Origin of the sequence: Streptomyces herbicida, from assembly GCF_032656585.1 — a bacterium.
Classification (GTDB): domain Bacteria; phylum Actinomycetota; class Actinomycetes; order Streptomycetales; family Streptomycetaceae; genus Streptomyces; species Streptomyces herbicida.
In genome coordinates, this window is record NZ_JAUYWJ010000011.1 from 317,252 (window position 1) to 330,548 (window position 13,297).

The 13,297-nt window shown below is 70.6% G+C and carries 15 protein-coding genes; all 15 read left to right on the top strand.

Translation table 11 applies throughout. From position 1 onward, the window contains the following. The first annotated feature begins 27 nt into the window (after positions 1-27). The 15 genes from Q8A52_RS24470 to Q8A52_RS24540 all read left to right on the top strand — a co-directional run bounded on the left by Q8A52_RS24470 (position 28) and on the right by Q8A52_RS24540 (position 12,583). Entirely contained in the window at positions 28-573 is a 546-nt protein-coding gene (locus tag Q8A52_RS24470; protein WP_316755167.1) for a LemA family protein, read from the top strand. A gap of 217 nt (positions 574-790) precedes the next feature. Further along, a complete protein-coding gene (locus tag Q8A52_RS24475; RefSeq protein WP_316755169.1) occupies positions 791-931 on the top strand; it encodes a lasso RiPP family leader peptide-containing protein in 141 nt (46 codons plus the stop codon). A 33-nt stretch (positions 932-964) separates the two neighbouring features. Beyond that, positions 965-2,800, top strand: a complete 1,836-nt coding sequence (locus Q8A52_RS24480; RefSeq protein WP_316755171.1) for a lasso peptide isopeptide bond-forming cyclase — start codon at positions 965-967, stop codon at positions 2,798-2,800. A 1-nt stretch (position 2,801) separates the two neighbouring features. After that, positions 2,802-3,035 carry a lasso peptide biosynthesis PqqD family chaperone gene (locus tag Q8A52_RS24485; protein ID WP_316755173.1) on the top strand — a complete coding sequence of 78 codons (234 nt, stop codon included), beginning with the start codon at positions 2,802-2,804 and terminating at the stop codon, positions 3,033-3,035. Continuing rightward, on the top strand, positions 3,032-3,463 hold the full coding sequence (locus tag Q8A52_RS24490; protein WP_316755175.1) for a lasso peptide biosynthesis B2 protein: 432 nt from the start codon (positions 3,032-3,034) through the stop codon (positions 3,461-3,463). Before Q8A52_RS24485 ends, Q8A52_RS24490 begins: the two co-directional genes overlap by 4 nt. A gap of 137 nt (positions 3,464-3,600) precedes the next feature. Beyond that, complete coding sequence (gene pdxS, locus Q8A52_RS24495; protein ID WP_316755177.1) at positions 3,601-4,506, top strand: pyridoxal 5'-phosphate synthase lyase subunit PdxS; 906 nt, start codon at positions 3,601-3,603, stop codon at positions 4,504-4,506. 20 nt (positions 4,507-4,526) lie between these two features. Further along, entirely contained in the window at positions 4,527-5,132 is a 606-nt protein-coding gene (gene pdxT / locus Q8A52_RS24500) for a pyridoxal 5'-phosphate synthase glutaminase subunit PdxT (protein WP_235458862.1), read from the top strand. 49 nt (positions 5,133-5,181) lie between these two features. Next, entirely contained in the window at positions 5,182-5,934 is a 753-nt protein-coding gene (locus Q8A52_RS24505; RefSeq protein WP_316755182.1) for a YebC/PmpR family DNA-binding transcriptional regulator, read from the top strand. Between the two features lie 154 nt (positions 5,935-6,088). Next, positions 6,089-6,628, top strand: coding sequence for a crossover junction endodeoxyribonuclease RuvC (ruvC, locus tag Q8A52_RS24510; protein WP_316755184.1), 540 nt, complete (start codon positions 6,089-6,091; stop codon positions 6,626-6,628). Then, positions 6,625-7,230, top strand: coding sequence for a Holliday junction branch migration protein RuvA (gene ruvA, locus Q8A52_RS24515; protein ID WP_316755187.1), 606 nt, complete (start codon positions 6,625-6,627; stop codon positions 7,228-7,230). The genes ruvC and ruvA overlap by 4 nt, the downstream gene beginning before the upstream one ends. Positions 7,231-7,263: 33 nt before the next feature. Next, positions 7,264-8,334 carry a Holliday junction branch migration DNA helicase RuvB gene (ruvB, locus tag Q8A52_RS24520; protein ID WP_316755189.1) on the top strand — a complete coding sequence of 357 codons (1,071 nt, stop codon included), beginning with the start codon at positions 7,264-7,266 and terminating at the stop codon, positions 8,332-8,334. 167 nt (positions 8,335-8,501) lie between these two features. Next, positions 8,502-8,999 carry a preprotein translocase subunit YajC gene (yajC, locus tag Q8A52_RS24525; RefSeq protein ID WP_316755190.1) on the top strand — a complete coding sequence of 166 codons (498 nt, stop codon included), beginning with the start codon at positions 8,502-8,504 and terminating at the stop codon, positions 8,997-8,999. Between the two features lie 140 nt (positions 9,000-9,139). Then, positions 9,140-10,936 carry a protein translocase subunit SecD gene (gene secD, locus Q8A52_RS24530; protein WP_316755192.1) on the top strand — a complete coding sequence of 599 codons (1,797 nt, stop codon included), beginning with the start codon at positions 9,140-9,142 and terminating at the stop codon, positions 10,934-10,936. A gap of 1 nt (position 10,937) precedes the next feature. Continuing rightward, positions 10,938-12,047 carry a protein translocase subunit SecF gene (gene secF, locus Q8A52_RS24535; RefSeq protein WP_316755193.1) on the top strand — a complete coding sequence of 370 codons (1,110 nt, stop codon included), beginning with the start codon at positions 10,938-10,940 and terminating at the stop codon, positions 12,045-12,047. Then, positions 12,044-12,583: an adenine phosphoribosyltransferase gene (locus tag Q8A52_RS24540; protein ID WP_316755195.1), complete on the top strand. Its 540-nt coding sequence runs from the start codon at positions 12,044-12,046 to the stop codon at positions 12,581-12,583. The genes secF and Q8A52_RS24540 overlap by 4 nt, the downstream gene beginning before the upstream one ends. Positions 12,584-13,297: the final 714 nt, after the last annotated feature.

Genomic DNA, 13,297 nt, shown 5'->3' on the forward strand with positions numbered 1-13,297 from the left:
CGGAGCGCCCCGGTAGCCTTGCGGCCCGTGACCGCAACACTCATCTGGATCCTCGTCGCACTCGTCGCGATCGGCCTGTACCTGAGCTGGACGGCGGGCCGGCTGGATCGGCTGCACGCGCGCATCGACGCCGCGCGCGCCGCGCTCGACGCCCAGCTCCTGCGGCGGGCCTCCGTGACCCAGGAACTGGCCACCTCCGGCGTGCTGGACCCCGCCGCCTCGATTGTCCTGTACGAGGCCGCGCACGCCGCCCGGCAGGCGGAGGAGGAGCAGCGGGAGGTCGCCGAGAGCGAGCTGAGCCAGGCGCTGCGGGCGGTGTTCGCGGACGCGCAGCAACTGGAGGTCGTCCACGAGGCGCCCGGCGGAGAGGCCGCGGCCCGGGAGCTGACCGAGGCCGTCCGCCGTGTTCCCATGGCACGCCGCTTCCACAACGATGCCGTGGGCGCCGCCCGCAGACTCCGCGAGCACCGCAAGGTGCGCTGGTTCCGGCTGGCCGGCCACGCTCCGTTTCCGATGGCCTTCGAGATGGACGACGAGCCGCCGGCGGTGCTGACGGACCGTTCGAGGGCGTGAGCGTCGGATTCAAGTCACCCGCACGACGGTGGAGCGAACGCGTGTCCGGTCGCCTCGGTGATCATTTCCGCAGATCACCGGCCTTCTTGCCGGTTTCTGTGGTCAAGTCGAGGGTCCCCTGTGACTTGAGTGAAAACCGAATGGATCATGGGCTTCAATCATATGTACGGTGCAATCGGTAGCCCTCCGGCTGCCGTTCGTGACTGAGGAGGACGCTATGAACGAGCACAGCGAGCTCTCGAACTCCGAGCCGTACGAGCCGCCGGCCCTGGTGGAGGTCGGCGAGTTCAGCGAGGACACCCTTGGCTTCATCGGCTGGGGCAAGGACATCTTCGGCCACTACTCGGGCGGCTTCTGATCGACGGTCGTCGGTCCTCGGAGAGCTGAGCGAATGAGTAGCGCCGGGTTCGTGGTCCTGCCGGACACGGCGGCTGCGGCCGAGGCTCGCGCGGCCGTCCCATGGGCGTCGCCGCAGGAGTTCTCGCACGCCTCGGGGCGGCCGTGGCTGGTGGGCCGGTGGTCACCCGGTGACATCACAGCCGTCGCCGCGGGCCGGGTGCGCTTGGCGGTGATCGGGGTCTGCCCGGTCACCGCCTCCCGGCTCACCGAGCTCGCCGCCCGGATCCGGAGAGTGTCCGATGTGGACGCGCTGGCGGCGGCCCTGCCCGGTTCCTGCCATGTGGCGGCATCGGTCGACGGACAGGTCCGCTTCCAGGGGAGCGCGACCGGACTGCGCCGGGTGTTCCACACCGGGCTGAACCAGGTGGACGTGGCCGCCGACCGGGCCGATGTGCTCGCGGCGATGACGGGCGCCGGGATCGACGAAGCGACGCTGGCCCTCCGCGTGGCCACGGGAGGATTCCTGCCGCCCCCGCTGGCCGACCGACCGCTGTGGTCCGGGATCTCCGCGCCGGCGCCGGACCACTGCCTGGTGTGGGAGCGGGACCGGGTGCGCGAGGTGAGATGGTGGCAGCCGCCGGCTCCGGAGCTGTCCCTGGCGGCGGGCGCCGAAGCCGTCCGGAAGGCCCTCGTCGGCGCCCTGGAGGAGCGTGCCCCCGGCAACGGCCGACTGAGCTCGGACCTGTCCGGCGGCATGGACTCGACGTCGCTGTGTTTCCTGGCCGCCCGCCGCGCGCCCGACCTGGTGACCTTCCGGTGGGGTGAGGCCGAAGCCGGCAATGACGACGCCGCCTTCGCCGCCCGGGCCATCGCCGTACTGGACCGCGCCGAGCACCTCGTCGTACCCCCCGGTGAACTCCCGCCGCTGTTCACGGACGCGGACGATCCGGTGGACTCCGAGGAGCCCTATCCGTTCGTCCGCACCCTCGCGCGCACCCGTCACACGGCGCGGCTGCTCGCCGGCACAGGCTCGCGCCGGCACCTCGCCGGACATGGCGGGGACGAGCTGTTCACGCCGTTCCCCGGCTACCTTCACGGGCTGCTCCGGCGCCGCCCGCTGACCGCCCTGCGGCATGTCCGCGGCTACGCCGCCCTGAAACGCTGGCCCGTGCTGCCCACCATGGCCGCGCTGGCCCGCCCGGGTGACGAGGCTGCCTGGTGGCGGGCCCAGGCCGAAGGGCTCACCGCCCCGCCCCCGCCACGACGCCGGCCCGCCCTGGGGTGGGGCGTGTGGCCGATGCGGGCACCGGCGTGGGCCACCAGCGCGGCGATCGAGGCGACCCGCGAGGCCCTGCGGCACACCGCGAGCCGGGTGCGGCCGCTCTCCACCGACCTGGCCCAGCACCAACTGCTCGTCGCTATGCGCTCCAGCGCCCCCTGGTACCGGTTGCTGGCCCGTGTGTTCGCCGACGCCGGTGTGCAGCTCGACTCGCCGTTCTTCGATGACCGCGTGGTCGAAGCCGTCCTGGCGGTTCGGGTGCACGAGCACGCCGGGCCATGGCGGTACAAGCCCCTGCTGGCCGAGGCGATGCGCGGCGTCGTGCCGCAGGCCGTGCTGGGCCGCTCCACCAAGGGCGAGTTCAGCGACGAGGCCAACAGGGGGCTCCGCCGCAATCTGCCCGGGATCCTGGAGCTGTTCGACGACTCGGCCCTGGCCGCCCACGGACTGATCGACCCCGGCGAACTGCGCGCTCGGCTGCTCGCGCCGCAGCCGGACAACGCCACGAGTATCGCGCTGGAACCCCTGATCGGCTGCGAGACCTGGCTGCGCGCCGCCACCCGACCCGCCCTTGCCTGGAGGTTCGACGCCCGTGCGTCTTCATCCTGACGTGATCAGCACCGACACCGACGACGGAACGGTTCTGCTCAACGAACGCACCGGACAGTACTGGCAGTTGAACAACACCGGCGCCCGCGTGCTCCACGGTCTGCTGGACGGGCAGGAGGCCGTCGGCATCGCCGCCGAGCTCGCGGACCGGTACGGCATCGACCTCCAGCAGGCCGAGCGCGACGTGACCGCCGTGATCGAGCGCCTGAGCGGCGCAAAGCTGGTGGTCTCGTGAGCATGTCCGTCGTGCTGGCCGAACGGCGCAGGCTTCCTCCGCACCGCCGGGTAATTCCCCTGCTGGTGGTCGGCGTTGCCCGGCTGCTGGCCAGGGTCAAACCCGCCCGACTGCGGGCCGTCCTGGAGTTCGCCCGCCGCGGCGCGGCGCCGGCGACGCTCGCCCAGGCGCTCACGGCCCGCGAGGCGGTCGTGTCCGTCAGCCTGCGCTGTGCCGGGCAGGGCTGTCTGCAACGCTCGATCGCCACCGCCCTCCTCTGCCGGGTGCGCGGCACCTGGCCCACCTGGTGCACCGGCGTGCGCACGCACCCCTTCGCCGCCCACGCCTGGGTCGAGGCCGAGGGCCAACTCGTCGGCGAAGGCCACCCCAAGGGCCACTTCAAGACCCTGATGTCCATCGCGCCGGTGTCCCACGACCCGGATCGCTGACCTCGCGGGAAGGGGGAAACCGTACGCGGGCCGACCCAAAAGGATCCACCGGCTCGCCATTGGCCCTTGCTGTGGACTGGTCCACTCACGTTTCCTGCTCTGCAGCAGAAACTGTCTTTCACTCAGTGAGGTCACCCGTGTCCACCATCGAGAACCAGGCTCCCGAGACCGGCACCGCCCGCGTGAAGCGCGGCATGGCCGAGCAGCTCAAGGGCGGCGTGATCATGGACGTCGTCACGCCGGAGCAGGCGAAGATCGCCGAGGACGCGGGCGCCGTCGCCGTCATGGCCCTGGAGCGGGTCCCGGCCGACATCCGCAAGGACGGCGGCGTGGCCCGTATGTCCGATCCGGACATGATCGAGGGCATCATCAACGCCGTCTCGATCCCGGTCATGGCCAAGTCCCGCATCGGCCACTTCGTCGAGGCCCAGGTCCTGCAGGCCCTCGGGGTCGACTACATCGACGAGTCCGAGGTCCTCACCCCGGCCGACGAGGTCAACCACTCCGACAAGTGGGCGTTCACGACCCCCTTCGTCTGCGGTGCCACCAACCTGGGCGAGGCCCTGCGCCGTATCGCCGAGGGCGCCGCGATGATCCGTTCCAAGGGTGAGGCCGGCACCGGCAACGTCGTCGAGGCCGTCCGCCACCTGCGCCAGATCAAGAACGAGATCGCCCGCCTGCGCGGCTTCGACAACCACGAGCTGTACGCCGCCGCCAAGGAGCTGCGCGCCCCGTACGAGCTCGTCAAGGAGGTCGCCGAGCTCGGCAAGCTCCCGGTCGTGCTGTTCTCCGCCGGTGGCGTGGCCACCCCGGCCGACGCCGCGCTGATGCGCCAGCTCGGCGCCGAGGGCGTCTTCGTCGGCTCCGGCATCTTCAAGTCCGGTGACCCCGCCAAGCGCGCCGCCGCCATCGTGAAGGCCACCACCTTCTACGACGACCCGAAGATCATCGCGGACGCGTCGCGCAACCTCGGCGAGGCCATGGTCGGCATCAACTGCGACACCCTGCCCGAGGCCGAGCGCTACGCCAACCGCGGCTGGTAAGAGGCCCTGGTAGAGACCCCATGAGCACTCCTGTCATAGGCGTCCTGGCACTCCAGGGCGACGTACGGGAGCACCTCATCGCCCTGGCCGCGGCGGACGCCGTGGCCAGGCCGGTGCGGCGCCCCGAAGAACTCGCCGAGGTGGACGGTCTCGTCCTGCCCGGCGGCGAGTCCACGACCATCTCCAAGCTGGCCATCCTCTTCGGAGTGATGGAGCCCCTCCGCGCGCGCGTGCGGGACGGCATGCCGGTCTACGGCACCTGCGCGGGCATGATCATGCTCGCCGACAAGATCCTCGACCCGCGCTCGGGCCAGGAGACCATCGGCGGCATCGACATGATCGTGCGCCGCAACGCCTTCGGACGGCAGAACGAGTCCTTCGAAGCGGCGGTCGACGTCCGCGGTGTCGAGGGCGATCCTGTAGAGGGCGTCTTCATCCGCGCCCCCTGGGTCGAGTCCGTGGGTGCCGAGGCCGAGGTGCTCGCCGAGCACGACGGCCACATCGTCGCGGTCCGCCAGGGCAACGCGCTCGCCACGTCGTTCCACCCGGAACTGACCGGCGACCACCGCGTGCACGCCCTGTTCGTCGACATGGTGCGCGCCGACCGGACACCGGAGTCCTTGTAGGATCTCTGGAGTTCGTTGCAGAGATGGGTTACGCGAAGGAGACAGGCAGATGTCCGGCCACTCTAAATGGGCCACGACGAAGCACAAGAAGGCCGTGATCGACGCCAAGCGCGGCAAGCTCTTCGCGAAGCTGATCAAGAACATCGAGGTCGCGGCGCGTATGGGCGGCGTCGACCTCGAAGGCAACCCGACCCTCTACGACGCCGTCCAGAAGGCCAAGAAGCAGTCGGTCCCGAACAAGAACATCGACTCCGCCATCAAGCGCGGTGGCGGTCTCGAGGCCGGTGGCGCCGACTACGAGACGATCATGTACGAGGGTTACGGCCCGAACGGTGTCGCGGTGCTCATCGAGTGCCTCACCGACAACCGCAACCGTGCCGCCTCCGACGTGCGCGTCGCCATGACCCGCAACGGCGGCAACATGGCCGACCCGGGCTCGGTGTCGTACATGTTCAGCCGCAAGGGCGTCGTCATCGTGCCCAAGGGCGAGCTGACCGAGGACGACGTCCTCGGTGCCGTCCTGGACGCGGGTGCCGAGGAGGTCAACGACCTCGGCGAGACCTTCGAGGTCATCAGCGAGGCCACCGACCTGGTCGCGGTCCGCACCGCCCTCCAGGAGGCCGGCATCGACTACGACTCCGCCGAGTCCAGCTTCGTGCCGTCCGTCCAGGTCGAACTTGACGAGGAGGGCGCCAAGAAGATCTTCAAGCTGATCGACGCCCTCGAGGACAGCGACGACGTGCAGAACGTCTTCGCCAACTTCGACGTCAGCGACGAGATCATGGAGAAGGTCGACGCGTAACGCTGTCGCGACCTCCACAGCCTCAACGGGCCGACGGGACACACCCCGTCGGCCCGTCGCCGTGTCGGCCGTTGTCGGTGGTACCCGATAGCCTGCACAAACCGGGGGTACCGCCCAGCGGTAGTAGCTGGGGGAGATCGAGAGGGAGGGGCCGGTGCGCGTACTGGGGGTGGACCCGGGACTGACCCGATGCGGTGTCGGGGTGGTCGAAGGCGTGGCGGGACGCCCGCTCACCATGCTCGGCGTGGGTGTCGTCCGTACACCGGCGGACGCCGACCTGGGACACCGGCTGGTCACCATCGAGCAGGGCATCGAGCAGTGGCTGGACGAACACCGGCCCGAGCTCGTCGCCGTGGAGCGCGTCTTCAGCCAGCACAACGTCCGTACGGTCATGGGCACCGCCCAGGCCAGCGCCGTCGCCCTGCTCTGCGCCTCCCGCCGCGGCATCCCCGTCGCCCTGCACACCCCCAGCGAGGTCAAGGCCGCCGTCACCGGCAGCGGCCGCGCCGACAAGGCCCAGGTCGGCGCCATGGTCACCCGTCTGCTGCGGCTCGGCGCGCCGCCCAGGCCCGCCGACGCCGCCGACGCCCTCGCCCTCGCCATCTGCCACATCTGGCGTGCCCCCGCCCAGAACCGACTCCAGCAGGCCGTCGCCCTGCACGCAGCCCAAGCAACGAAAGGCCGTACGGCATGATCGCCTTCGTCAGCGGCACGGTCGCCGCACTCGCTCCCGACGCAGCGGTGATCGAGGTGGGCGGGGTCGGCATGGCCGTCCAGTGCACGCCGAACACCCTGTCCACGCTCCGCATGGGCCAGCCCGCCAAGCTCGCCACTTCCCTGGTCGTCCGCGAGGACTCGCTGACCCTGTACGGCTTCGTGGACGACGACGAGCGCCAGGTCTTCGAGCTGCTCCAGACCGCCAGCGGAGTCGGCCCGCGCCTGGCCCAGGCGATGCTCGCCGTGCACACGCCGGACGCGCTGCGCAGGGCGGTCGCCACGGGGGACGAGAAGGCCCTCGTCGCCGTCCCGGGCATCGGCAAGAAGGGCGCCCAGAAGCTGCTGCTGGAACTGAAGGACCGCCTGGGCGAGCCCGTCGGCGCCCCCGCGATCGGCGCACCGGTCACCAGCGGCTGGCGCGACCAGCTGCACGCGGCCCTCATCGGCCTCGGCTACGCGACCCGCGAGGCCGACGAGGCCGTGTCCGCAGTGGCACCGCAGGCCGAGGCGGCCGGAGGGACGCTGCAGGTCGGTCAGCTGCTGAGGGCCGCCCTGCAGACCCTGAACCGCGCCCGCTGACCCATCTGCGCCACCCTCAGCTAGGAGACCTCAGTGAACTGGGACGACACGACCGACACCTCCGCCGCCGAGCGGCTGGTGGGCCCTGTCGCCGACCGTGAGGACCAGGCCGTCGAGGCCGCGCTGCGTCCCAAGGACCTGGGCGAGTTCATCGGTCAGGAGAAGGTCCGCGAGCAGCTGGACCTGGTCCTGCGCGCCGCACGCGCGCGTGGCGCCACCGCCGACCACGTGCTGCTCTCCGGCGCTCCCGGCCTCGGCAAGACCACCCTCTCGATGATCATCGCGGCCGAGATGGGCGCTCCCATCCGCATCACCAGCGGCCCGGCCATCCAGCACGCCGGCGACCTCGCCGCGATCCTCTCCTCCCTCCAGGAGGGCGAGGTCCTCTTCCTCGACGAGATCCACCGCATGTCCCGGCCCGCCGAGGAGATGCTCTACATGGCGATGGAGGACTTCCGCGTCGACGTCATCGTCGGCAAGGGCCCCGGTGCCACCGCCATCCCGCTCGAGCTGCCCCCGTTCACCCTGGTCGGCGCCACCACCCGCGCGGGCCTGCTGCCGCCCCCGCTGCGCGACCGCTTCGGGTTCACCGCGCACATGGAGTTCTACGAGCCGCACGAACTGGAGCGCGTCGTCCACCGCTCCGCGGGCCTGCTCGACGTCGAGATCGAGTCCGACGGCGCCGCCGAGATCGCCGGCCGCTCCCGCGGCACGCCCCGCATCGCCAACCGTCTGCTGCGCCGGGTCCGCGACTATGCGCAGGTCAAGGCGGACGGGATCATCACGAAGGAGATCGCCGCGGCCGCCCTGCAGGTCTACGAGGTCGACGCCCGCGGTCTCGACCGCCTGGACCGCGCCGTCCTGCAGGCGCTGCTCAAGCTGTTCGGCGGCGGCCCGGTCGGCCTGTCGACGCTCGCCGTCGCGGTGGGGGAGGAGCGCGAGACCGTAGAGGAGGTGGCCGAGCCCTTCCTCGTCCGGGAGGGTCTGCTCGCCCGGACCCCGCGCGGACGCGTCGCCACGCCCGCGGCATGGGCGCATCTCGGCCTCACCCCACCCGGCCCGACCGCCTCGGGGACCGGACAACAGGGGCTCTTCGGTACCTGACGGCGAGGGCATTGGCCGGGGCAGGAACCCAGGTGCCATGCTGAGCGTTGTTCCATGCATGCGGACTCGCTTAGACTCCGCCGATGCCGCTCTTACCGGCGGCGTCAACCACACCCCCATCCACCAGGCCGCTCCCCGCCGCGGTCGTGCGAAGGAAATCCCGTCCCGTGAATACCTTGACCCTTCTCCCGTTCATCGTGCTCATCGCGGCCATGTTCCTGATGACGCGCTCGGCCAAGAAGAAGCAGCAGCAGGCCGCCAACATGCGGAACGAGATGCAGCCCGGTTCCGGCGTCCGCACGATCGGGGGCATGTACGCGACGGTCAAGGAGGTCAATGAGGACACGGTCCTCCTTGACGCCGGCCCGGGTGTCGAGCTTCTCTTCGCGAAGAACGCGATCGGCGCCGTCCTCACCGACGACGAGTACAACCGCATCGTCCACGGCATCGAGCACGACCTGAAGTCCGACGTCGTCCCGGACGACGCCTCCTCCCTCACCGAGACCGACGAGTCCGCCGCCGACGCTGCCGCCGCCTCCGACGACAAGGCCGTCGACCTCGGTAAGAAGGACGAGGCGGACGAGCAGGCCGACCAGGCCGAGTCCGCCGAGGCGAAGGCCGACGACGAGCCGAAGAAGACCGACGGCGACTCCGACGCGAAGTAGTCACGTCCCGGGGAGCGCGGCGCGATCCGTTCGCGCCCAGCGCGCCCCGGGCGCGTCTGTTTCCCGGACGGGATCCCGACACCATGTCATGGCCGACCGCGCCGACCGGCGCGAAGCGGCCCGAGAGGGAGTACGAGAAGGTGGCAGCACCTAAGAGGGGCCGGAGCGCGAGCGCCCAGAGCAAGCCGGGGCGCTCGCTGGCCCTCATCCTGATCGCCATCGTGGCGCTCACCGGAGGCATGTTCGCCTCTGGGCACACCACCCCGCGTCTCGGCATCGACCTTGCCGGTGGCACGAGCATTACGCTCAAGGCGAAGGCCGACCAAGGGTCCGCGATCAACAAGGCCAACATGGACACCGCGGTCGACATCATGAACCGCCGTGTCAACGGCCTGGGCGTCTCCGAAGCGGAGGTGCAGACCCAGGGAACCGACAACATCATCGTCAACATCCCCAGGGGCACCAACTCCAAGGAGGCCCAGGAGCAGGTCGGCACCACCGCGAAGCTGTACTTCCGGCCCGTCCTGGCCAGCCAGGCCAGCGTGCCGGCCTCGGCGAGCCCCTCGCCGAGCGCCTCCTCCAGCGGCAGCTCCTCGCCGAGCCCGTCGAGCAGCGCGTCCTCGAACGAGAAGGCCTCCTCGCCCTCCTCCGCGTCCCCGACGGCCGGCGCCACCTCGCAGGGCCGTGCCGTCACCGACGCCCTGAAGGCCGACGCCACGCCGTCGTCCTCCGCGTCCGGGAGCCCCTCGTCCTCCGGGAGCCCCTCGTCCTCCGCGAGCCCGTCCGCCTCCGCCAGCGGCGGCGCCGACGCCACGGCCGCCGCGAAGCTGCAGGCCGAGTACGCCGCCCTGGACTGCTCCAAGCCCACCGCTCGCGCCACCGCCGGCAAGAAGGCCAAGCCCGGTGAGCCCACGGTGGCCTGCGGACAGATCGACAAGGTCTGGTACAAGTACGTGCTCGGCCCGGCCGCCGTGGACGGCACCGAGGTCAAGAAGGCCCAGGCCGTGTACGACACCCAGGGCGCCTCCGGCTGGCAGGTCCAGATGAACTTCAACGGCAGCGGTGCCAAGAAGTTCGCGGACATCACCGCGGAACTGTCCAAGAAGCAGCAGCCGCAGAACGAGTTCGGCATCGTCCTCGACGGCGAGGTCGTCTCCAGCCCGTACGTCCGGCAGTCCATCACCGGCGGCCAGGCGGAGATCTCCGGCAGCTTCTCGCAGCAGGAGGCCCAGAGCCTCGCCAACATGCTCTCGTACGGTGCGCTCCCGCTGTCCTTCCAGGAGCAGAGCGTCACCACCGTGACCGCCGCGCTCGGTGGCGACCAGCTGCACGCCGGCCTGCTCGCCGGCGCGATCGGCCTCGCCCTGGTCGTGATCTACCTGGTGGTCTACTACCGGGGCCTGTCGCTCGTCGCGATGGCCTCGCTGCTGGTATCCGCCATTCTCACCTACGTGATCATGGCGCTGCTCGGTCCGGCCATCGGCTTCGCGCTGAACCTGCCGGCGGTCTGCGGTGCCATCGTGGCCATCGGTATCACCGCGGACTCGTTCATCGTGTACTTCGAACGCATCCGGGACGAGATCCGCGAGGGCCGCTCGCTGCGACCCGCCGTCGAGCGGGCCTGGCCGCGTGCCCGGCGCACCATCCTGGTCTCCGACTTCGTGTCGTTCCTGGCCGCCGCGGTGCTGTTCATCGTCACCGTGGGCAAGGTGCGGGGCTTCGCGTTCACGCTCGGCCTGACCACCGTGCTCGACGTGGTCGTCGTCTTCCTCTTCACCAAGCCGCTGATGACGCTGCTCGCCCGCCGCAAGTTCTTCGCGAACGGCCACAAGTGGTCCGGCCTCGACCCGAAGAGCCTGGGTGCCAAGGCTCCGCTGCGCCGCACCCGCCGTCCCGCCGGTCCTGCCGCCGGCCCTGTCGACCCGAAGGAAGCGTGAGATGTCGAAACTCGGCAACCTCGGCGCCCGACTGCACCGTGGTGAGGTCAGCTACGACTTCATCGGCCACCGCAAGCTCTGGTACGGCATCTCCATCCTGATCACCATCACGGCCATCGTCGGCCTGGCGGTGCGCGGCCTGAACATGGGCATCGAGTTCCAGGGCGGAGCGGTCTTCACGACGCCCAAGGGCATGACCGTCTCGGTGTCCCAAGCGGAGGAGTACGCGAAGGACGCCTCCGGCCATGCGGCGATCGTGCAGAAGCTCGGCAACGGCAGCATGCGCATCCAGATCGCCGGCATCGAGACGGAGAAGTCCGACCAGGTCAAGCAGACGCTGGCCAAGGACCTGAACCTCGACCCGGAGAAGCTCGCGGCCGACCTGGTCGGCCCCAGCTGGGGCGAGCAGATCGCCTCCAAGGCCTGGCAGGGCCTGGCGATCTTCATGGTCCTCGTCGTGATCTATCTGGCGATCGCCTTCGAGTGGCGCATGGCTGTCGCGGCACTCGTCGCGCTGATCCACGACATCACGATCACGACCGGTATCTACGCCCTGGTCGGCTTCGAGGTCACCCCCGGTACGGTCATCGGTCTGCTGACGATCCTCGGTTACTCGCTCTACGACACGGTCGTCGTCTTCGACAGCCTCAAGGAGCAGACGAAGGACATCACCAAGCAGACGCGCTTCACCTACAGCGACATCGCCAATCAGTCGATCAACGGCACCCTGGTCCGCTCGATCAACACCACGGTGGTCGCGCTGCTGCCGGTGGCGGGTCTGCTGTTCATCGGCGGCGGCTTCCTCGGCGCCGGCACGCTCAACGACATCTCGCTGTCGCTGTTCGTCGGCCTCGCGGCCGGTGCGTACTCCTCGATCTTCATCGCCACGCCGCTCGTCGCCGACCTCAAGGAGCGCGAGCCGCAGATGAAGGCCCTCCGGAAGCGAGTCCTGGCCAAGCGGGCCCAGGCCGCCGCGGAGGAGGAGCTGGCGGAGAGCCGCTCCATGGACACTGATGAGCCGGAGGACGCAGCCGCCGCCGTCGTCGGCCCCCGCAGCCAGTCCGCGTCCCGCAGCCGGGGCCGTGGGCGACCCTCGGGGAAGCGCCGATGACGGACATCGAGGAACTGCTGCTCAGCCGTATCCGCGATGTGGCCGACTACCCGGAGCCGGGTGTGATGTTCAAGGACATCACTCCGCTCCTGGCCGACCCGGCGGCGTTCACCGCGCTCACCGACGCGCTGGCGGAGATCGGCGGGAACACCGGTGCCACCAAGGTCGTCGGCCTGGAGGCCCGCGGCTTCATCCTCGGCGCCCCGGTCGCCGTCCGCGCGGGCCTCGGGTTCATCCCCGTGCGCAAGGCGGGCAAGCTTCCCGGTGCCACGCTGCGCCAGGCGTACGACCTGGAGTACGGCTCGGCGGAGATCGAGGTGCACGCGGAGGACCTCACGTCCGGCGACCGTGTCCTGATCGTCGACGACGTGCTGGCCACCGGCGGCACGGCCGAGGCCGCGATCCAGCTCATCCACCGGGCGGGTGCCGAGGTGGCGGGCGTCGCGGTCCTGATGGAACTCGGCTTCCTCGATGGCCGCTCCCGCCTGGAGGGGGCCCTGGACGGAGCTCCCCTGGAGGCTCTCCTCCAGATCTGAGCCCCGCAGAACCGACCGAACGGCCGCCCCGGCACCCGGGGCGGCCGTTCGCGTTCGACCGCGTTGTCCCTGGGCAGCACCGTGAGCGCTCCCACCGGCAACACCCAGAAGGGCCCCGTCGCCACCCCACGGGCAGCCCCCACAAGCCTTCCGCAATCCGCAGGCCGGCCGTCGAACGCTCGCGTGGAATCTGACGGCAGCCTTTTGTCCGTGCGTTCGATGAGTCGCCTACGCCTTCGGGGCGGTCGTCGGCCGGCTTCCGGAACCCCCAGGCCAGCCGCCGAGCGCCCGCAGGCACCCACGTCGAGTCCGGCGGCAGCCTTTCGTTCTTGCGTCCGTGGAGTCGGTTTCGCCCTCGGTGCGGCTGCCGCAAGCCTGCGTCCGCGGAAATCGGCTTCGTTACCGGCTGGCTGCCGCGGGGCGTCCGCAATCCCCGAGCGCCCCGAGCGCCGGCAGGCGGCCCGCGTGGGTCCGGCGGCAGCCGTTCGTCCGTGTGTGCCTGCGGAGTCCGTGTGTGCCTGCGGAGTCGGTTTCGCCCTCGGTGCGGCTGCCGCAAGCCTGCGTCCGCGGAAATCGGCTTCGGTCCCGGGCGGCCGCCGCAAGGCTCTCGCAACCCCCAGGACACCCGCCGACCACCCGCCCGCCGCCCCGGTGGAATCCGGCGGCAGCCTCTCGTGTTTCTCTGGTAGTCGGTCCTCACATCGGCCTGAACGC